Here is an 18,094-nt window from a genome sequence, read left to right as displayed (position 1 = left end):
CCATTTCCGGGAATGGGCAAAAATGTTTGATTCGCACTATTGACACATGCTCATAAACTGCGCATGATGAGTTTATGAACAAGAAGAAGCGTACCCCGATCGACGAAGCCCGCCAGCTCCTGGGGGATGTCCCCTCCGACCCGCTGGCGGCCGTCGAACGATTGGGAGAGGTCCGCGAATTGATCGATGCCGCGTTGAACGAGGAGATGGCCAAGGCCGCCCTCGAGGGCGCATCGATCCGTTCGGTGGCCGTCCGCGCCGGGCTCTCGCCCAACGCGGTCCCCCCGCGGCTGGCCCGCACCTCGCAGCTCTCCAGCTACACGGACGCGGGCGGCAAGGTGTCAAGCTCCTCCATCGAGCGGGCCCGCTACGACTCGGAAACCGGGCGCCCCGCGCCCACCGAGCCCATGACCTTCAAACCCCGGCGCTCCACCTAGAACTCGCGCCACTTCCCGAAAGGACTTGATCATGTCCAACAAAGACACCGCCCTGCTCGTCTTCCTGCTTGACCGCTCCGGCTCCATGTTCGACATCAAGCACGACATCGAGGGCGGCCTGAACGCCTACATTGCCAAGCAGAAGGCCGAGCCCGGCAGCGCCACGGCCTCGCTTTACCTGTTCGACGACCGCTTCGAGGCCGCCTACCGGAACACGCCGCTGGCCGAGGTTCCCCACTTCAATCTCGAGCCCCGCGGCACGACCGCACTATATGACGCCATCGGCCGGACCATCACCGATGTCCGCTTGCAGATCGCGAAACTGCCCGCTGACAAGCGCCCCGGAACGGTCCACTTCAACATCGCCTCCGACGGGCTCGAGAATGCATCGACGAAGTACACCCGCAGGGCCATCCGCGAGTTGATCCAGACCCAGGAAAAGGTCGACAAGTGGGTGATCTCCTACATGGGATGTGACCAGGACGCCGTCGAGGTCGGAGCGAGCCTGGGGATTTCCCCCGACCGCGCGCTGACCTATACCCGGGAAACCGCCGCGGAAGCCATGGACACCTACAGCCTGATGACCACTTCGGTCCGCGGAGCCACCCGCCGCGGCGCGGACTGGGACGAGGTCCTGGCCGAGTCCGTCTTCACCGAGCGCCAGCGCAGGGACACGGGCAAGTGACATGCGCGCCAACCTGAACTGGGTCACCAACGACCTGGCCGTGGGCGGGGACCTGGATGGCAACGACAGCGTCATGGTCGCCCAGGTGCTCGAGATCATCGACCTCGGCATCACCCACGTGGTGGACCTGCGCATCGAGGATGACGACACCCAGATCTGGGAAGCCGCCCAAATCTCGTACCTCTCGGTCGGCACCACCGACGCCGCCGGCCACGTCGTGGCACCGGAGGTCTTCGACAAGGGGGTCCGCTTCGCCCGCCTCGCGGTGCGCAACGGAGGAAAGGTGCTGGCCCACTGCCACATGGGCATCAACCGCGGCCCGTCCATGGGGTTCGCGATCCTGCTGGACCGCGGCCACTCCCCCATCGAGGCATTCGACATGATCCGCGCCGCCCGCCCGCAGGCCTTCATCGCCTACGCGCAAGACGCGCTCGCGGCGCACGTGGCCCGGCAGCTGCGCAAGGGTGGCCGCCCGGCCGACCCCCGGCGGCAGGCGCGGGCACTGCAGAAGCACATCGATGAGGTCCTCACGCCCAGCACCGTGGGGCGCATCCGCCACGTGATGCGCCAGAACCACCGGCGAGACCTGGGCTTCTCCGCCTGAGCCCCCGCGGCCAACCGGCGAGCGCGCGGTGCGGCGCTCGCCGCTCACGGCGCGTTCGACGCCGCCATGCCCAGGCGCTTGGCCAGGTAGGGCGCGGTCCGGGAGCCCGGATGCACCGCCAGCTGTGCCGGGGTCCCCGTCGCGACGATCTTCCCTCCGGCGTTTCCGCCCTCCGGGCCCAGGTCAATGACCCAGTCGGCGGCTGCCACAACGTCCATGTGGTGTTCGACCACGACCACGGTGTTCTCCTCCTCGACCAGCCGGTGCAGCTGGCCCAGCAGCAATTGCACGTCCGCCGGGTGCAGTCCGGTCGTGGGCTCGTCCAGCAGGTAGAGCGTGTGCCCGCGCCGGGCGCGCTGCAGCTCGGTGGCCAGCTTGATGCGCTGGGCCTCGCCCCCGGAGAGTTCGGGGGCCGGCTGGCCCAGGGACAGGTAGCCCAGTCCCACGTCGCGCAGCGTCTGCAGCGACCGGGCGGCGGCGGGGATCCCGGCCAGGAATTCCGCGGCGGCATCCACGTCCAGGGCAAGGACCTCGGCGATGTTCCTGCCCTCGTAGGTGACCTCAAGGGTCTCGGTGTTGTAGCGCGAGCCGTGGCACACCGGGCAGGGCCCATAGCTGCCGGGCAGGAAAAGCAGTTCGACTTCCAGGTAGCCCTCGCCCAGGCAGTTCTCGCAGCGCCCGCCGGCAACGTTGAAGGAAAAGCGTCCGGCCCCGTAGCCGCGCTGCCTGGCCAGCGGCGTGTCGGCAAAGGCCTTGCGCACGGCGTCGAAGAGGCCCGTATAGGTGGCAAGGTTCGAGCGCGGGGTGCGGCCGATGGGTTTCTGGTCCATCGCCACGATCCTGTCGATCCGCCCGGCTCCGCGCACTTCGCGCACCGTTGCCCTGAAGTCGGAGGTTTCCGGCTCGAGGTCCCCGGGCTCCGGGGCACCGACCGCTCCGTGGGGGCCGCTGCCGCGCAGCACATCCGACAACCCGTGCGCCAATGCCTGGCTGACCAGCGAGGACTTGCCGGATCCGGAAACCCCGGTGACGGCGCTGAGCACGCCCAGCGGGAAGCGCGCGTCAAGATCTGCCAGGTTGTGCAGTGAAATCCCGTCCAGTTCCAGCCAGTGCCCGGCCGTGCGCGGCGTCCGCGCCGGTTCGGCACCGGTGTCCGGCCCCAGGAAACGCCGGGTCACCGATGCCTCCACCTGCGACAGTCCGGCCACCGGGCCGCTGTAGAGCACGCGGCCGCCCCCTGCACCCGCGCCGGGACCCACGTCAACGATCCAGTCGGCCCGGGAAACCACTTCCATGTTGTGTTCCACCACGAAGACGGAGTTCCCGCCGGCCTTCAATGCCTCGAGCACCTCCAGCAGCGGCCGGGTGTCGGCCGGGTGCAGGCCCGCGGACGGCTCGTCAAGCACGTAGATGACCCCGAAGAGGCCCGAGCGCAGCTGCGTGGCGATGCGCAGGCGCTGCATTTCCCCGGGCGACAGCGTCGGGGTCCCGCGGTCCAGGCTCAGGTAGCCCAGGCCCAGGCTGGTCAGCACCTCGATGCGCCCCAACAGGTCGGCGGCGATCGAGGCAGCGACCTCGAGGGCGGGCTCCCCGCCGGGACCCGGCCGGTTCCCGGCGACCGGACGCAGCACGGCGGCCAGCGCATCGAGCGGGGTCGCGTTGAAGGCCGCGATATCCAGCCCGGCGAATCCCACGGCCAGGGCCTCGGGGCGGAAGCCGGTGCCCGAGCAGGCCGGGCAGGGACCGGTTTCCATGAACTGCAGGGCCTTGGCGCGCATCGATTCGGACTTGGAATCCGCCACGGTGTGCAGCACATAGCGCCGGGCGCTCCAGAAACGGCCCTTGTAGGGCTTTGCCACCCTGTCGCGCTGCGGCACCACCTCCACCACGGGCTGTTCATCGGTGAACAACAGCCAGTCGCGCACCGTGCGGGGCAGGTCCTTGAAGGGCACGTCCACGTCATAACCCAGGTGGGTGGTGATGTCGCGCAGGTTCTTGCCCTGCCAGGCGCCGGGCCAGGCGGCGATGGCGCCCTCGCGGATGCTCAGGGACGGGTCCGGAACCAGGGAGCCCTCGGTGACGGTGTGGGCAACGCCCAGCCCGTGGCATTCGGGGCACGCTCCCACCGCGGTGTTCGGCGAGAAGGAATCCGAGTCCAGGCGCGGGGCATGCTCCGGGTAGTCCCCGGCCCGGGAGTACAGCATCCGCACCGAGTTCGACAGTGTGGTCAGCGTGCCCACGGTGGATCGGGAACTGGCGGTTCCGCGGCGCTGCTGCAGGGCCACGGCCGGGGGCAGGCCGGAGATGAATTCGACCCTCGGCGTGTGGCCCTGGGCGATGAGCCGGCGCGCATAGGGTGCCACGGATTCAAGAAACCGTCGCTGTGCCTCGGCGAAGATCGTGCCAAAGGCCAGCGAGGATTTCCCGGAGCCGGACACCCCGGTGAAGGCCACGATGGCGTCGCGCGGGATGCGCACCTCGACGTCCTGCAGGTTGTTCTCGTTGGCGCCGCGCACGTGGACGAAACCGTCGTGCGTGCTTGGTGCCGGGGTGTACTCGGTGTCCTGCCCATTGCTGTTCACCTTCCCCACCCTAGGGCCGGCACCCGCCCGATCTCCAGCCGTGCCACGGTTTCGGGGCTGAACCTGTCGTGTTGCCCTCTCCTGCCGCGATGCGTCGCATAATGTTTTTCACAAACCGTCCCCCGCAGAGGAGTTCGCCATGGCCAAGCACACCGACACCGCCAATCAGTCCGAGGACAGCGACGAGGAGCTGCACCGCAAATGGAATGAGTTGCTTCAGGAGATGCGCGTGATGCAGACCGGTGCGCAGATCCTCGCGGCCTTCCTGGTGGTCCTGCCCTTCCAATCCCGCTTCGACACCCTGGAGGTGCCCGATGAGAGGTTCTATTTGGTGTTGCTGGTCGCCTCGGCCCTGGTGATCCTCCTGCTGGTCACCCCCGTGGCCGTGCACCGCCATTTCTTCGGCCAGCAGCTGAAGGCCACCACCGTCCACCTGGGCCACATCATTTCCCGGCTTGTGGTCGTGGGCGTGGGGGTGCTGGTGGCCGGGTGCGTCTGGTTTGTCGTCCAGGTCCTGCATGGCTGGCAAGCGGGCCTGCTCGTGGGCGGAATCCTGATGGCTGCCGCGCTCTTCCTGTTGCTCGTCCTGCCGCGGGTCGTTACCCCGCGCTCGAAGCTCCCGGCGGAATGAACGACAGCGACGCAGGAATTAACCCACCATTGTTTTCTATTCGCGAAATCCCCGGGCGTTTCGCTCCGGGTGCGTGATACGTTCCTAAGTACCGCTACATCACATGGATATCCACGGAAGACTGCCCAGCAGTCAGTTATCGAGGAGGCATCAATGGCAGCAAAGACATCGAGCAACGCAGGATTCACGGTTCCGGGAATGAGCCTGGCCAATGGCCACAAGGTCGCGGGCGCCCTGCAGATGCGGATCCACGCATTCAACGACCTGCAGCTAACCCTCAAGCACGCGCACTGGAATGTGGTGGGACGCGACTTCATCGGCGTCCACGAAATGCTTGACCCGCAGATCGAGTTGGTCCGGGCCATGATCGACGCCCTGGCCGAACGCATGGCCACCATGGGCGTGGCCCCCAACGGCTTGCCCGGTGCCCTGGTTGCGGCACGCAGCTGGGACGACTACGAGATCGGCCGGGCCAGCACCACCGAGCACCTTGCCGCCCTTGACCTGGTCTACACCGGGGTCATCACCTCGATGCGCAAGACCATCGAGGAGGTCGGCAAGCTGGACCCGATCACCGAGGACATCCTCATCGGCCAGACCGGCGAACTGGAGCAGTTCCAGTGGTTCATGCGCTCGCACCTGGAAAACAGCGAGGGCGAGTTGTCCAACGCTGAGGCCCGCACCGAGAAGGGCGCGGCCAAGAAGGCCAAGTAGCCCGGAGGGCACGACCTGGGCAAGGGGATGGAAGGGCACGACCTTCCATCCCCTTTTCCGTGTCCGGCCCCTGACCTTGACCCGGGATTGCGACGCTGGCAGTCTCGAAAGCAGGGAGCCGGCCGAACCGCGGCAGGCCCATGCCACCAATCGCGGGAGAGCGCGCAGATGGAAACTCACCAGGACTCCACGAAGACCGCGGACCTGCGCGTGGTGCCCGCAAACCAGGCCAGCAGCGAGGACCTGGAGAAGATCTTTGGCACCCGCGGCGATCCCGGGCATTGCCGCTGCCAGTGGTTCCAGAATCCCGGCAAGGCCTTCGGCGCGCTCACCGACGAAGAACGGGCCGAGCGGCTGCGCGCCCAGACGGCATGCGGAAAACCGCGGGCCGCCCAAACGAGCGGGCTGGTCGGCTACCTCGACGAGGAGCCGGTCGGCTGGTGCGCCATCGAGCCGCGCACCGCCTACCCGCGGCTGCTCGCCTCGAAGGTCCCCTGGGCAGGGCGCGAGGAGGACAAGGAGGACCCCGACATCTGGGCCGCGGTCTGCTTCGTCACGCGCACCGGGTACCGGCGCCTGGGCGTCGGCCGGGCCATGGCCGCCGCGGCGGTGGACTTCGCCCGCGGGCGCGGGGCCCGCGCCGTGGAGGGCTATCCGATGCTCCTGCCCGAGGGCAGGAAGCCCATGTGGGGCGAGATGTTCGTGGGCAGCCGGTCGATCTTCGAGGAGGCCGGATTCGGCGAGGTCAGCCACCCGACCCCGCGCCGGCTGGTGATGCGCATCGACTTCACGGAATCGCCCTAGGGCCGGGGAATCAGTTTCCCGCCGCGGTGCGCCCGCCGAAGTCGTCGGCGATGTCCTGGGCGACCCGGCGCATCAGCGGCACCATCTCATCGGTGATAGAGGTCGAGCCGATGCGTCCTGGCTGCACCGAGACGTTCAGCGCACCGAGCAGCTGCGCGCCCCGATAGACGGGAACCGCCAGCCCGCGCAGCCCCTCGTCCAGTTCCTGGGCGACCAGCGACCAGCCCTGGGCGCGCACGGTGTCGAGCTCCGCGCGCAGCTCGTCGATGCTCGCCACGGTCTTGGCGGTGTAGTGGGTGAGCCTGGCGTTGGAGAGGAACTCCTCGCGCGCCGCCGCCGGCAGCTCGGCGACCAGCACCCTGCCCATGGAGGTGGCCCAGGCCGGGAGCCGGTTGCCGATTGACACGTTCATCGAATGCATGCGCGGCGCGGAGACGCGTTCCACGTACAGGATGTCCTGGTCATCGAGCACGCACAGCGCCGTGGTCTCCGAGAGCTCGGCGGCCAGGGCCTGCAGGTGAGGGCGGGCCACCTGGGGCAGGGTCAGCCCGGAAAGGTAGGAGGCGCCGATGTCCAGCACCCGCGGGGTCTGCCGGAAGGCGTTCCCGTCGGCCTCCAGGTACCCCAGGTCCACCAGGGTGAGCAGGAAGCGGCGGGCCGCGGCACGCGAGACGGAAATGGCCTCGGCCACCTGGGTCACCGTCAGCAGCGGGTGCGCGGCGTCGAAGGCCAGCAACACCGCCAGCGTCTTCTCCGCAGACTTCACATAGTAGTCAGGCTGCTCGGCCATGGCTCACCACTTCCCCTTGTTCTTCCCTAGTACGCCATCAGGCGGTTGCGCTCGAATTGCGCGGCCAGCCGCACCGGTGCGTTCGGTGCCCCGTAGCCGTCGTAGCCGCCGCGGCGCTCAACGACCTCCAGGAACATCGAGCCCACGGTTTCGGTGTAGAAATGCAGGAACTCGCCGTGCTCGTCCCGGTCGTAGAGCAGGTTCAGTTCCTGCAATTGCGCCAGGGTTTCCCCGTCGAGGCCGAAGCGTGCCGCCAGGTCCTCATAATAGTTGTTCGGCACGGCCAAAAACTCCATGCCGGCGGCCACCGCGCGGCGGGCCAGGGAGATGATGTCATCGGTGTGCACCGCAATGTGCTCGGGATAGCGCGGGGCGCTCTCGCGGGTGTCCTCCAACCCGTGCGGCACGATGTTCAGCGCCAGGCGCACGGCGCCGTCCTCGGTGCGCAGCACCTGGGAACGGACCAGGCCCATGGGGCTGGGCACCTCGGTGCCCGGGCGGGCGGTGAGGTCGAGGGTGGAGGTGTAGAAGAGGACCGATTCGTCGAAGGCCTGCCAGGGCTGGGCCAGGTTGATGTGGTCGATCCCGGTGATGCCCCCGGGATCTGCGGGCTTGGTCCCGTCGCCGAACTCGGCGGCCCAGGCGGGCTCGTCGGCGGTGGTCCCGAAGAACACCTCGGTGGCGTCGGGCGCGGTGAAGCCGTGCAGCGGCTGCTCGCCCACGGTGTGGTGGCGCGGGACGGCCGGGGCCTTCAGCGCGGTGGCGCGCTTGGTGCCCAGGGCCGCGTCGGGCACCTGGATGCCGAAGCCGGAGACCTCCGCGGTGATGCCGCGGCTGCGCTGGGTGTTGATGATGAACCGTGCGTCCCCGGCGCTCCAGAGCGTGACCGGCTTGCGGCGGTGCTGGCCGCGGAAGGTGAAGCCCAGCTGGGCCAGCATCCCGGCGACGACCTCCGGGTCCTCGGTGCGGATCTCCGCGTAGTCGAAGCCGGTGGGCTCCTGCGCCCCGGGCAGCGCGGCCAGGCCCAGCGGGTAGCCGGCGGCACCGGATCCCAGGTGGGCCGCGGTCCGGTCCTGCAGCCAGATCAGCGAGCGCATCCCGTCCACCGCGGTGCGCTCCACGTTGGACTGGCGGAAGACGTCGTTGAAGATCTCCAGCGAGACGATCCCGTCGTAGCCCGAGCGCACCAGGTGGCCCATGAAGGCATCGAGCTCGAAGCCGCCCTCGCCGGGGAACACCCGGTAGTGGCGGGACCAGGACAGCACGTCCATGGACAGCACCGGGGCGTCGGCCAGCTGCACGAAGAAGATCTTCTGGGCCGGGATGTCCGCGATGCCCGCCGGGTCGTCCCCGCGCGAGAGGATGTGGAAGGAGTCAAGGCAGAGACCCACGTTGGGGTGGTCCACCATTTCCACGATGCGCCAGGAGTGCGCGTAGGTGTTCACGTACTTGCCCCAGGCCAGCGCCTCGTAGGCGATCTTCACCCCGTGTTCGGCGGCGAGTTCGGCCAGGGCGCGGATCTGCGTGGCGAAGAGTTCGTCGTCGTCAATGGTTGCGGTGCCCACGTTGGAGCACAGCAGCATGGTGTCGATGCCCAGGCGGTTCATCAGCCGGAACTTGGCCGCGGCCCGGGCGAGGTTCGCGGCCAGCGTCTGCGCGTCCACGCCCTCGAAGTCGCGGAAGGGCTGGAAGAGATCCAGGGTCAGGCCCAGGCGGTCGGCCAGGGCACGGACCTCCTCGGGGGACATCGGCGAGACGGTGAGGTCCTGTTCGAAGATCTCGATGCCGTCGAAGCCGGCCTTGGCGCAGGCGAGCATCTTCTGCTCGAGCGTGCCGGAGATGCAGACGGTGGCGATGGAGGTGCGCATTAGAGTCCCGCCTCCAGCATCGCAAGCAGGTGGTTGCGCATCCGGGCGGTGTCGGGGGTGGTGCCGGTGATGATGGAAAAGGCATCGACTGCCTGACCCACGGCCATGTGCCCGCCGTCCAGGGTACGGCAGCCCAGGGCGCGGGCCGCGCGGATCAGTTCGGTGTCCACCGGGCGGTAGACCACGTCGGCCACCCAGTGTTCGGGCGTGAGCCCGCCGACGTCGAGGGGCACCCCCGGGTGGTGGTGCATGCCCACGGGGCTGGCATTGAGCACACCGTCCACGCGCCCCAGCAGCGCCGGGACCTGGTCGGGGGTGCAGGCCAGGATGGTGCGGTCCGGGAATTGCATGGCCAGCGTCGCCGCGCGCTCGGCGGCGCGGGCCGCCTCGGGATCCACCAGCAGCAGTTCCCTGGTCCCGGAGTCCAGCAGCGCGTAGGCGACCGCGGAGCCGGCTCCTCCAACACCCAGCTGCAGCACGGTGTCCAGCCTCGCCCCGGGCAGGCCGTTGGCCAGGGCCCAGGAGAAGCCCGAGGCGTCGGTGTTGTAGCCGTGGAACCTGCCGTCGCGGATGGCGACGGTGTTGACCGCGCCGATGGCGCGGGCCTCGTCGCTGATCTCATCCAGGTGTTCGAGCACCAGTTGCTTGCAGGGGTGGGTGATGTTGAAGGCGTTGAATCCCAGCATGGCGCCTGCCCGCAACAGGTCGCCCACCTCGTTGGCGTCCTTGCCGATCCCGGCCAGGTCGATCGGGCGGTAGAGGTAGCGCAATCCGTGGGCGTCCGCCTCGGTCTCGTGCATCGGCGGGGTCAGCGATGGCATGACCCCGTCCCCGATCAGGCCTACAAGGTACGACTGCGTGGTGGTGCTCATGAGTGTTCCAGTCCTTGAGATTTTTCGCGGGAGGATTGTCTTGGGTGTGATTTAGCTCTACTCTAATGGTTGTACGCAATTCGTACAACTGTACGCTATGCGCACAACGATCTCGCAGACACGTTGAGCTCCCCCTCAATTTTCCCGTCACACCTAGGAGTGCCCGATGCCAAACACGACCCAACCACCGGCGCAGGACGCGCCCGGCACCGGGGGCAGGACGCCGGTCAAGGCCGCCTTGGCCAGCTTCATGGGCAGCGCCGTGGAATACTACGACTTCTTCATCTTCGGCTCCGCGGCCGCGCTGATCTTCCCGCACGTGTTCTTCCCCGACGCCGGCGCCAATGCCGCTGTCATGTCCCTGGCGACTTTCGGCTTCGCCTATGTCGCCCGCCCCATCGGCGCGGTCATCCTGGGCCACTTCGGGGACCGGATCGGGCGGCAAAAGGTCCTGATGTTCACCCTGGTGCTGATGGGCGCGGCGACCTTCATGATCGGCTGCCTGCCCACCTTCGACCAGGTCGGCTGGCTGGCCCCGGCACTGCTGGTGCTCGCTCGCCTGCTGCAGGGACTCTCCGCCGCCGGAGAGCAGGCCGGCGCCTCCTCGCTGACTCTGGAACACGCGCCCGATGACCGCCGCTCCTTCTTCACCTCCTGGACGCTCACCGGCACCCAGGGCGGGCAGATCCTCGCCGCGCTGATCTTCATTCCCGTGGTGGCCATGCCCGACGAATTCAAGTTCGGCATCGGCTGGCGCATTCCATTCTGGCTCTCGGCCGTGGTCGTCATCGTCACCTTCTTCATCCGCCGCTCGCTGCACGAGACCCCGGAATTCGAGGAAGCCAAGAAGAACAACGAGATCGCCAAGCTGCCCCTGGGCGTGCTGATCCGCTTCCACTGGCGCGACGTGCTGCGCGTGGTCTTCTGCGCCTTCATCGCCGCGGTGTCAACCGTCTACGGCACGCTGGCCATCTCCTACGGCAAGTCGATCGGCAACATGGACGAGTCAGTCACGCTGTGGCTGGTGGTTGCCGGCAACATCGGCGCGCTGTTCACCCAGCCGTTCTTCGGCAAGCTGGCGGACAAGATCGGCCGCAAGCCGGTGTTCATCTACGGCGCCCTGGCCTCGGCGGCGTTCATGCCGTTCTACCTGCGCTCGATGGAAACCGGCAACACCCTGTTGCAGTTCGCGCTCTCGCTGCTGGTCTTCTCCTGCGCGTACGCGGCGGCCAACGCCGTCTGGCCTTCCTTCTACGCGGAGATGTTCTCCTCCCAGGTCCGCTTCTCCGGCCTGGCCATCGGCACCCAGCTCGGCTTCCTGATGGCTGGCTTCGCCCCGTCCATCGTCGCGGCCCTGGGCGGCCTGGAGCCCGGCGGCTGGGTGGTCATCAGCCTCTTCACCGTTGCCATCGCGCTGATCGCCTCGGTCTCCGCGCTGACGGCCAAGGAAACGTACAAGGTGCCCACGCACCTCTTGGGTCGCACCGCGCACAAGGTGGAGAACGCCTCCGGCGCCCACGTGCAGTAGCGCCCCGCACGCCCCGCACGCCCCGCACCCGTACCCCGGCCACTCCCCGCAACGGGAGGCACCGGGGCACGAGTGCGTCCGGCCCATGCGCCGGGCCATGAAAGTCAGGCGCATTTCACCCGGGATTTCGCCACCGTCACCGGGATGAACCTTGGCGCTTACGTGCGGCAGGTCCATGCCGGCCGCTCCATCGGCTGACGCGGAAATTACCTCTATTCCGTGCCCGTGGCGTTGAACGATTCAAGCCAGGTGGCGACCCGGCGTTCGGATTCCTCCCGGGACAGGTCCTCCACCCGCGTCATGACGTTCCAGCGCCGTCCGAATGGATCGGCCAGGGTGGCAAAGCGGTCCCCGGAGACGAAGTTCGCGGGCTGTTCCACCGCGGTGGCGCCGCGCTCCACTGCCCGGGCAAAGACCGCATCGACATCCTCGACGTACAGGCCGATGGAATTGTTGGTGTGCTGTGCATCGGCCGCGACCAGCCCGTAGCCCGGCTGCGGGTCCGAGAGCTGCAGGAAGCCATTGCCGAAATCGAGTTCCGCATGGGCGATGGTGCCGCTGCCATCCTCCCGCGGGGCGCCGGGCATCACCGAGAGCACCGTGGCACCGAAGACGTCGCGGTAGAACTCGATGGCCTCGTGTGCCGGGTCAACCACGATGAACGGAGTCAGTGCCGTGTAACCGTGCGGCACCCCGTTGGTCGTGTGTTTGCCGGTTGCTGCCGTGGTGCCTGGTTCCGGGGACATGATCGAATACCCTTCGCTGGTCTGGATTCCTGCTTGCCATTCCATCGGACGCCGGACGGGTGGTCAAGGTCTTGGAGGAAACCGGGGGCCGCGGGCAGTCCCGCATCCGGTCGCGGACGACACATCTTCGTGTTCCGGATCACCGACATGGAAGAATCCGATCAACTGCCCAACGAAGGACCTCTTCCATTGACCATGACCCAACCCAGCCTCCGACGCACCGCCAGCGGCAATGCCGCCTGGATTGTGGTGGTGGTTGCGGGCATCACCGCTGCGCTTCATATCTGGAAGCTTCCCGCGGCCCTTCCCCTGATCCAGGAGGACCTGGGTCTGTCCCTGCTGGCCGCCGGGGTGTTGCTGGGTGTGGTGCAGGTGGCCGGCATGGTCGGCGGCCTGGCGGTGTCGCTGCTGGCCGAGGTCATCGGCGAGCGCCGGACCCTGATCCTGGGGTTGCTCTTCCTCAGCGCCGGTTCGGTCTTTGGCGCCTTGTCGATCGGCGCGAACACCTTGTTGGCTTCCCGGGCGATTGAGGGCGTCGGGTTCATTGTGGCCACCGTGGTGGGGCCCGGGTTGATCCGCCGCCATGCACCGTTTCGCCGTGTCAACCTGGCCGTCGGCTGCTGGAGCGCCTACCAGGGCACCGCGACCTTCGTGGGTTTGATCGCCAGTGCCTTCTTCCTGCAGGTTGGCACCTGGCAGCTGTGGTGGTGGGTCATGGCGGCCGTCAGCCTGGCGCCGATCCCGCTGGTGCTGCGCCTGGTGCCGAGGGACCAACCCGCCGGCGCCGGAGGGGCCAAGGCCGCGGCCGGGCGCATCGGCATCACCGCCCGATCGCCCAAGGTGTGGCTCGCAGGGGTTGTCTTCGGTTGCTACACGGTCCAGTGGATGGCGGTGGTGGGTTTCCTGCCCACGCTATACGGGGAAAGCGGCCTGAGCGGCACCCATGCAGGGGTCTTGTCGGCCATCGTCGGCGGGCTCAACGGGGTCGGCGCCATCATCACCGGCATACTGCTCCAGCGTGGCGCCCCGGCCCGCGCCCTGTTGTTTGTTTCCTTCGTGTTGATGGCGGCAGCGAGCCTGCTGACCTTCGCCATTGACTGGTCGCCGGTTCCCGGCGGCCTGGCCTGGCAGGTCGCCTGCGTCGGGTTCTTCTCCTTCTCCGGAGCCATGATCCCGGCAACCATGACGCGCATGGCGGTGGACCTGGCCCCCGAGGGAGGTTCGGCCCCGGCTGCCATGGGATTGATGCAGCAGATCTACAACGTCGGCAATTTCACCGGCCCGATGATCGTGGCCTGGCTGGCCATGGGCACCGGCGGATGGTCCTCCACCTGGTGGATGACCGGTGCCTTCGCGGTCCTGGGCATCATCCTGTCCGCGGTCTTGGTCGGCCGGCGCGGCAGCATGCATTTCTCCCATACCCAGTAGGCACGCGCGCAGATAATCACATGAAACGCGATGCCGTTGTCCATGAAATGTCCAGAATCATTCCCTAGAGTCGTATCTACCTCTTGGAGGTGCGAGTGATGAGAGCACCGGTCGGAAGAATCCCCCATAATCTTCCGGCCGGTGCTCAACCATTTAATCCAGCAATGCCGGCGGGCAAAGCACATCATGGCCCGATCCCGGCCGGTTGTTGCCGGAGAGGTTTCCACTGCCCGGAAACCACCCCTTGGGTTTGCTGTGCGTTGGTGCAAGCATGTGCCCATGGTTAAAATTCACCCCCAGGCCAACCACTTTGGGCTCGACAGCTCGGAGCACATTCCGCCGCCGCTGCCCGATCTCTTTGAGACCCATCCGTTGCTGGGCGAAATCTGGGGCCGGGCACGGGATCTGCTGGCGGTGCGCGACAACGACGCACATACCCTCTATTCCCTTTCCCTGGCCGCCGCCCTCCTCCATCAGCGCCCTCAGGCCGATCCCGGAGTGGTGTTGCCCGCGATGATGCTGCACGACATCGGCTGGTCGCAGGTGGAGCCCGGGCTCGTCCTCGCCGCCATCGCCCCCGGCGGCGGACGACCGGAGCTGGTGTTGCAGCACGAAAAGGAGGGCGCGCGACTGGCAACCGAGATCCTGGATTCCCTCCGCGTGGATACGGTGGTGATCAAACAGGTCGCCGCTATCATCGATGGGCATGACTCCCGCTCCCATGCGCTAAACCCCGACGACGAAATCGTCAAGGACGCCGACAAGTTGTGGCGGCTGACCCCGCACGGACTGGACACCGTCATGGACTGGTTCGGGTTGCACCGCGGCCAGGCCCTACGCCTGTGTGCCTCGCGGGTGCTGGGCAGGCTTTTCACTCCCGAGGCAATCACCATGGCAAACGGACTCATCGCCCTGGAGCAGGCCAACCTCTGGCCGCGGAGCCGGGAACTTCACGCGGTGCACTAAGGGCTCTATGTCTCCGTCTCCGCCGGCCGCTTCCGCGGGTCCTCGCCTACACTCAAAGGTGCGAGCAAAATAGACGCGGCAGATGGAAAGGACACCGTAGATGGCAGGTGGAAACCGAGTGCCCGGAAGCACCGTGACTTCCAAGGTCCTTGCCATCATGGAAGTGTTTGAAACATCGCGCCGGGCACTGAGCCTGACCGAAATCGCCGAGGCCTCGGGCGTGCCGCTGAGCACCACCCATCGGCTGGTGGGCGAGCTGGTCGAGTGGGGCATGCTCAGCCGCGGACCCAACGGAGGGGTCCAGCTTGGCTTGCGGTTGTGGGCCATCGCCCAGAATGCGGGGCGCCAATTGCGCGACACCGCCCGCCCCTTCGTCCAGGACATGTTCTCCCTGACCGGGGAAACCAGCCAGCTTGCCGTACGGGACGGCAACATGGCCCTGTACATCGACCGGGTCTACGGTTCCAAGCGGGTTCCGCGCGCGTCACGTGTCGGCGGCCGATTGCCCTTGCATGCCACCGCGGTGGGCAAGGTGATCCTCGCGTATTCCGAGGACTGGGTCGCCGACGCCTACCTCAACCGCCCGCTAGCCACCGTCACCGGCCACACCCACGTCAACCCGACCAGACTGCGGGCCGAGCTCGCCCAGGTTCGGGAACAGGGCTACGCCACGACCCAGGAGGAGGTCATCATCGGCTCGTGCTCCATTGCCGTGCCGGTCTTCCACACCGGCCGCCTGGGCTGCTCGATCGGACTCGTGGTCCCCTCCGCCAACGCCGGCACCATGACCCGGCACCTGCCCGTGCTCAGGGGCATTTCCCAGCGCATCGAGGCGGCCACGGCACATATTCCGCTGGAAACCCTGCTGGGCAGCGTCACCGGAAGCGCCCCGCGACCTCCCGCCGAACCCCAGCCCTGAACTAGTTTCCACTGAGTGGGAAACGTTCAGCACCCCTGGCGTGTGTCATGGGTAACACTTGAGGCAATGAATGTTGCGCAGCCCACAATCGGTCAGCGCAACCCCGATCTTCTTTCCTCAAGGAGTCCGTTCCATGTCCAGCAGCAATGTTGCAGCCGGGGTTTGCCCCATGGGGCACGGCGCCACGGCACCGGCCGACCACCACGGTTTTGAACCGTTCACCATGGAAGACCCGTTTCCCTCCTACACGAACCTCCGCAACGAACAACCCGTGATGTTCGATGACCGTGTCGGGCTCTACGTGGTCACCCGCTACGACGACGTCAAGGCCGTCTTTGAGGACTGGGAAACCTTCTCCTCGGAAAACGCCCAGGCCCCGGTGCGCAAGCGCGGCCCGCAGGCCACCAAAATCATGAACGACGGCGGCTTCACCACCTACTCCGGGCTCTCGGCCCGCCGCCCGCCGGAGCACACGCGTATCCGGGCCATCGCCCAGAAAGCCTTCACCCCGCGCCGCTTCAAGGCCCTGGAACCCTCCATCCGCGCCAACGTCATCGAATCGATCGAGGTCATGCTTGCCCGCGATGCGGGCACCGGCGACATCGTCAAGGACCTGGCCTACGCCATCCCGACCATCACCATCCTCACCCTCATCGGCGCCGATGTCTCCCAGGTCGACACCTACAAGCGCTGGAGCGATTCGCGGGCCGCCATGACCTGGGGCGACCTGAGCGACGAGGAGCAAATCCCGCACGCCCACAACCTCGTGGAGTACTGGGCCGAGTGCATGCGCCTCGTGGCCCACGCCCACGAGCACGGCGGGGACAACCTCACCGCCGACCTGGTCAAGGCCCAGTCCGAGGGCGCGGAAATCACCGACCACGAGATCGCCTCACTGCTCTACTCCCTGCTTTTCGCCGGCCACGAAACCACCACCACGCTGATCTCCAATTGCGTGCGCGTGCTTCTGGCCCACCGCGAGGCCTGGGAGCAAGTGGTCCAAAATCCCAAGGCCATCCCCGCTGCCATCGACGAGGTCCTGCGCTACGCCGGCTCCATCGTCGGCTGGCGCCGCAAGGCCCTGAAGGACACCGAGGTCGCCGGCGTCAAGATCCCCGAAGGCGCCGAGCTGTTGTTGTTAATGGGTGCGGCCAACCGCGACGAAGGCCGCTTCGAGGACCCCGAAGCCTTCGACATCACCCGGACCAACGCCCGCGAACACCTCTCCTTCGGCTTCGGCATCCACTATTGCCTGGGCAACATGCTCGCCAAGCTGCAGGCCAAGATCGCCCTGGAGGAACTGACCGCCAGGATCCCGGGCCTTGAGCTGATCGACGGCGAGGGCATCGAGTTCCGCAAGAACCTGTCCTTCCGCGTCCCCGAATACGTCAACGTGAGCTGGAAGGAATCCCAGGCATGAGCAACAACGACTTCATCGAATTCTTCGACGGCGGTGCCGAACCGAAGCTGGAAAACCTCGGCGGCAAGGGCGCCTCGCTCATCACCATGACGGCAGCAGGCATGCCGGTGCCTCCCGGATTCGTCGTCACCACCGCGGCGTTCGACGCCTTCATGGAAGGCGGCATCACCGCCGAAATCAACGCCCTGCTGGCCGGCGTCGACCCGGAGGACGTGAGCGCGGTGGACGCCGCCAGCGCCACGATCCGCTCCATGATCACCCAGCGCCCGGTGCCCACCGCCCTGCGCCAAGTCACCCAGGACGCCTACGCCACCTTGCAGGCGAACTTCGCCGCGGAGGTGCCGCTGGCGGTGCGTTCCTCGGCCACCGCCGAGGACCTGCCCGATGCCTCCTTCGCCGGGCAGCAGGACACCTACCTCTGGCTCAACGGCTACGCTGCGGTCACCGAGCACATCCGTGCCTGCTGGGCCTCGCTCTACACCTCTAGGGCCATCCTGTATCGGCTGAAAAACAACATCCCCGACGAGGGACTGTCCATGGCGGTCGTCGTGCAGAAGATGGTCAACTCCGCCGCAGCCGGCGTGGCAATGACCCTGGACCCCACCAACGGGGACCGCTCCAAGATCACCATCGACGCCTCCTACGGGGTCGGCGAAATGGTCGTCTCGGGCACGGTCACACCCGACAACATCCAGCTGGACAAAGTCACCCTGGCCATCATCACCGAGCACATCGGGGCCAAGCACGCCGAACTCATTCCCGACCCGGCCACCAACTCCCTGGTGGAGGTCGAGGTCAGCGAAGAGCGCCGCGCGGTGCGCTGCCTCTCGGATGCGGACCTGGCCCTGGTGGCGCAGCTGGCCAAGCGCGCCGAGAAGCACTACGGCTGCCCGCAGGACATCGAGTGGGCGCTGGATGCGGATCTGCCCGAAGGCGAGAACCTGCTCCTGCTCCAGTCCCGCCCGGAGACCGTGCACTCGTCCAAGTCCACGGTGAAGCCGACCGGCGGCGGCTATGCCGCCTCCCTCGGGGTGGGTTCGGGCTTCAATTTCTCCTCGATCACGTCCTCGCTGATGAACACCGCTTCCTAGCGTTGCTCC

The 18,094-nt window shown here is 67.2% G+C and carries 17 protein-coding genes; 12 read left to right on the top strand and 5 right to left on the bottom strand.

What is annotated here, in order from left to right; all coding sequences use genetic code 11:
* The first annotated feature begins 74 nt into the window (after positions 1-74).
* The 3 genes from KRR55_RS01655 to KRR55_RS01645 are packed head-to-tail and all read left to right on the top strand — an operon-like array spanning position 75 to position 1,726.
* Entirely contained in the window at positions 75-437 is a 363-nt protein-coding gene (locus KRR55_RS01655; protein WP_217387299.1) for a hypothetical protein, read from the top strand.
* 31 nt (positions 438-468) lie between these two features.
* A complete protein-coding gene (locus KRR55_RS01650) occupies positions 469-1,122 on the top strand; it encodes a VWA domain-containing protein (RefSeq protein WP_217387298.1) in 654 nt (217 codons plus the stop codon).
* A 1-nt stretch (position 1,123) separates the two neighbouring features.
* A complete protein-coding gene (locus KRR55_RS01645; protein WP_217387297.1) occupies positions 1,124-1,726 on the top strand; it encodes a protein-tyrosine phosphatase family protein in 603 nt (200 codons plus the stop codon).
* Between the two features lie 44 nt (positions 1,727-1,770).
* Here the strand turns inward: KRR55_RS01645 and KRR55_RS01640 are convergent, their stop codons facing one another.
* The gene (locus KRR55_RS01640; RefSeq protein ID WP_217387296.1) at positions 1,771-4,308 is read right to left on the bottom strand and encodes an excinuclease ABC subunit UvrA; all 2,538 of its coding nucleotides are present in this window, start codon (positions 4,306-4,308) and stop codon (positions 1,771-1,773) included.
* A 139-nt stretch (positions 4,309-4,447) separates the two neighbouring features.
* Here KRR55_RS01640 and KRR55_RS01635 point away from each other — a divergent pair, with 139 nt between their 5' ends.
* The 3 genes from KRR55_RS01635 (at position 4,448) to KRR55_RS01625 (ending at position 6,457) form a co-directional block, all read left to right on the top strand.
* Positions 4,448-4,939 (top strand): DUF6328 family protein, encoded by a 492-nt coding sequence (locus KRR55_RS01635; RefSeq protein ID WP_217387295.1) that lies wholly within the window; start codon positions 4,448-4,450, stop codon positions 4,937-4,939.
* Between the two features lie 153 nt (positions 4,940-5,092).
* The gene (locus KRR55_RS01630) at positions 5,093-5,653 is read left to right on the top strand and encodes a Dps family protein (protein WP_217387294.1); all 561 of its coding nucleotides are present in this window, start codon (positions 5,093-5,095) and stop codon (positions 5,651-5,653) included.
* A 168-nt stretch (positions 5,654-5,821) separates the two neighbouring features.
* Positions 5,822-6,457, top strand: a complete 636-nt coding sequence (locus KRR55_RS01625; protein WP_217387293.1) for a GNAT family N-acetyltransferase — start codon at positions 5,822-5,824, stop codon at positions 6,455-6,457.
* A gap of 10 nt (positions 6,458-6,467) precedes the next feature.
* Here the strand turns inward: KRR55_RS01625 and KRR55_RS01620 are convergent, their stop codons facing one another.
* Genes KRR55_RS01620 through KRR55_RS01610 form a run of 3 tightly spaced genes read right to left on the bottom strand, consistent with a single transcriptional unit; the run spans position 6,468 to position 9,987 of the window.
* Positions 6,468-7,247, bottom strand: coding sequence for an IclR family transcriptional regulator domain-containing protein (locus KRR55_RS01620; protein WP_217387292.1), 780 nt, complete (start codon positions 7,245-7,247; stop codon positions 6,468-6,470).
* A 26-nt stretch (positions 7,248-7,273) separates the two neighbouring features.
* Positions 7,274-9,115: a bifunctional sugar phosphate isomerase/epimerase/4-hydroxyphenylpyruvate dioxygenase family protein gene (locus KRR55_RS01615; RefSeq protein WP_217387291.1), complete on the bottom strand. Its 1,842-nt coding sequence runs from the start codon at positions 9,113-9,115 to the stop codon at positions 7,274-7,276.
* Positions 9,115-9,987, bottom strand: coding sequence for a shikimate dehydrogenase (locus KRR55_RS01610; RefSeq protein ID WP_217387290.1), 873 nt, complete (start codon positions 9,985-9,987; stop codon positions 9,115-9,117). Before KRR55_RS01610 ends, KRR55_RS01615 begins: the two co-directional genes overlap by 1 nt.
* A 166-nt stretch (positions 9,988-10,153) precedes the next feature.
* Between KRR55_RS01610 and KRR55_RS01605 the strand changes: the two genes are divergently transcribed.
* Positions 10,154-11,515 carry an MFS transporter gene (locus KRR55_RS01605; RefSeq protein ID WP_217387289.1) on the top strand — a complete coding sequence of 454 codons (1,362 nt, stop codon included), beginning with the start codon at positions 10,154-10,156 and terminating at the stop codon, positions 11,513-11,515.
* A gap of 212 nt (positions 11,516-11,727) precedes the next feature.
* On the opposite strand, the gene KRR55_RS01600 is transcribed toward KRR55_RS01605, so the two are convergent.
* Positions 11,728-12,261 (bottom strand): VOC family protein, encoded by a 534-nt coding sequence (locus tag KRR55_RS01600; protein ID WP_217387288.1) that lies wholly within the window; start codon positions 12,259-12,261, stop codon positions 11,728-11,730.
* A gap of 195 nt (positions 12,262-12,456) precedes the next feature.
* On the opposite strand from KRR55_RS01600, the gene KRR55_RS01595 reads away from it, so the two are divergent.
* From KRR55_RS01595 to KRR55_RS01575, 5 genes are all read left to right on the top strand, one after another.
* A complete protein-coding gene (locus KRR55_RS01595; protein ID WP_254455735.1) occupies positions 12,457-13,689 on the top strand; it encodes an MFS transporter in 1,233 nt (410 codons plus the stop codon).
* Positions 13,690-13,968: 279 nt separating this feature from the next.
* Positions 13,969-14,655: an HD domain-containing protein gene (locus KRR55_RS01590; RefSeq protein WP_217387286.1), complete on the top strand. Its 687-nt coding sequence runs from the start codon at positions 13,969-13,971 to the stop codon at positions 14,653-14,655.
* A gap of 100 nt (positions 14,656-14,755) precedes the next feature.
* Positions 14,756-15,574 carry an IclR family transcriptional regulator gene (locus KRR55_RS01585; RefSeq protein ID WP_217387285.1) on the top strand — a complete coding sequence of 273 codons (819 nt, stop codon included), beginning with the start codon at positions 14,756-14,758 and terminating at the stop codon, positions 15,572-15,574.
* A 133-nt stretch (positions 15,575-15,707) separates the two neighbouring features.
* The gene (locus tag KRR55_RS01580; protein WP_217387284.1) at positions 15,708-16,994 is read left to right on the top strand and encodes a cytochrome P450; all 1,287 of its coding nucleotides are present in this window, start codon (positions 15,708-15,710) and stop codon (positions 16,992-16,994) included.
* Complete coding sequence (locus tag KRR55_RS01575; RefSeq protein ID WP_217387283.1) at positions 16,991-18,085, top strand: PEP/pyruvate-binding domain-containing protein; 1,095 nt, start codon at positions 16,991-16,993, stop codon at positions 18,083-18,085. The genes KRR55_RS01580 and KRR55_RS01575 overlap by 4 nt, the downstream gene beginning before the upstream one ends.
* The last annotated feature ends 9 nt before the right edge of the window (positions 18,086-18,094 follow it).

The organism is Paeniglutamicibacter quisquiliarum (genome assembly GCF_019084045.1).
GTDB classification, from domain to species: domain Bacteria; phylum Actinomycetota; class Actinomycetes; order Actinomycetales; family Micrococcaceae; genus Paeniglutamicibacter; species Paeniglutamicibacter quisquiliarum.
Note: the sequence above shows the minus strand (reverse complement) of the source record. Positions and strands in the feature narration are given on the sequence as shown.

Excerpts from the sequence above, each read along its gene's own strand:
- KRR55_RS01650 (WP_217387298.1), top strand. The coding sequence starts at position 469 with ATGTCCAACAAAGACACCGCCCTGCTCGTCTTCCTGCTTGACCGCTCC.
- KRR55_RS01610 (WP_217387290.1), bottom strand. The coding sequence starts at position 9,987 with ATGAGCACCACCACGCAGTCGTACCTTGTAGGCCTGATCGGGGACGGG.
- KRR55_RS01635 (WP_217387295.1), top strand. The coding sequence starts at position 4,448 with ATGGCCAAGCACACCGACACCGCCAATCAGTCCGAGGACAGCGACGAG.
- KRR55_RS01600 (WP_217387288.1), bottom strand. The coding sequence starts at position 12,261 with ATGTCCCCGGAACCAGGCACCACGGCAGCAACCGGCAAACACACGACC.
- KRR55_RS01625 (WP_217387293.1), top strand. The coding sequence starts at position 5,822 with ATGGAAACTCACCAGGACTCCACGAAGACCGCGGACCTGCGCGTGGTG.
- KRR55_RS01595 (WP_254455735.1), top strand. The coding sequence starts at position 12,457 with ATGACCCAACCCAGCCTCCGACGCACCGCCAGCGGCAATGCCGCCTGG.
- KRR55_RS01645 (WP_217387297.1), top strand. The coding sequence starts at position 1,124 with ATGCGCGCCAACCTGAACTGGGTCACCAACGACCTGGCCGTGGGCGGG.
- KRR55_RS01630 (WP_217387294.1), top strand. The coding sequence starts at position 5,093 with ATGGCAGCAAAGACATCGAGCAACGCAGGATTCACGGTTCCGGGAATG.
- KRR55_RS01575 (WP_217387283.1), top strand. The coding sequence starts at position 16,991 with ATGAGCAACAACGACTTCATCGAATTCTTCGACGGCGGTGCCGAACCG.
- KRR55_RS01585 (WP_217387285.1), top strand. The coding sequence starts at position 14,756 with ATGGCAGGTGGAAACCGAGTGCCCGGAAGCACCGTGACTTCCAAGGTC.
- KRR55_RS01620 (WP_217387292.1), bottom strand. The coding sequence starts at position 7,247 with ATGGCCGAGCAGCCTGACTACTATGTGAAGTCTGCGGAGAAGACGCTG.
- KRR55_RS01605 (WP_217387289.1), top strand. The coding sequence starts at position 10,154 with ATGCCAAACACGACCCAACCACCGGCGCAGGACGCGCCCGGCACCGGG.
- KRR55_RS01580 (WP_217387284.1), top strand. The coding sequence starts at position 15,708 with ATGTCCAGCAGCAATGTTGCAGCCGGGGTTTGCCCCATGGGGCACGGC.
- KRR55_RS01615 (WP_217387291.1), bottom strand. The coding sequence starts at position 9,115 with ATGCGCACCTCCATCGCCACCGTCTGCATCTCCGGCACGCTCGAGCAG.
- KRR55_RS01590 (WP_217387286.1), top strand. The coding sequence starts at position 13,969 with ATGGTTAAAATTCACCCCCAGGCCAACCACTTTGGGCTCGACAGCTCG.
- KRR55_RS01655 (WP_217387299.1), top strand. The coding sequence starts at position 75 with ATGAACAAGAAGAAGCGTACCCCGATCGACGAAGCCCGCCAGCTCCTG.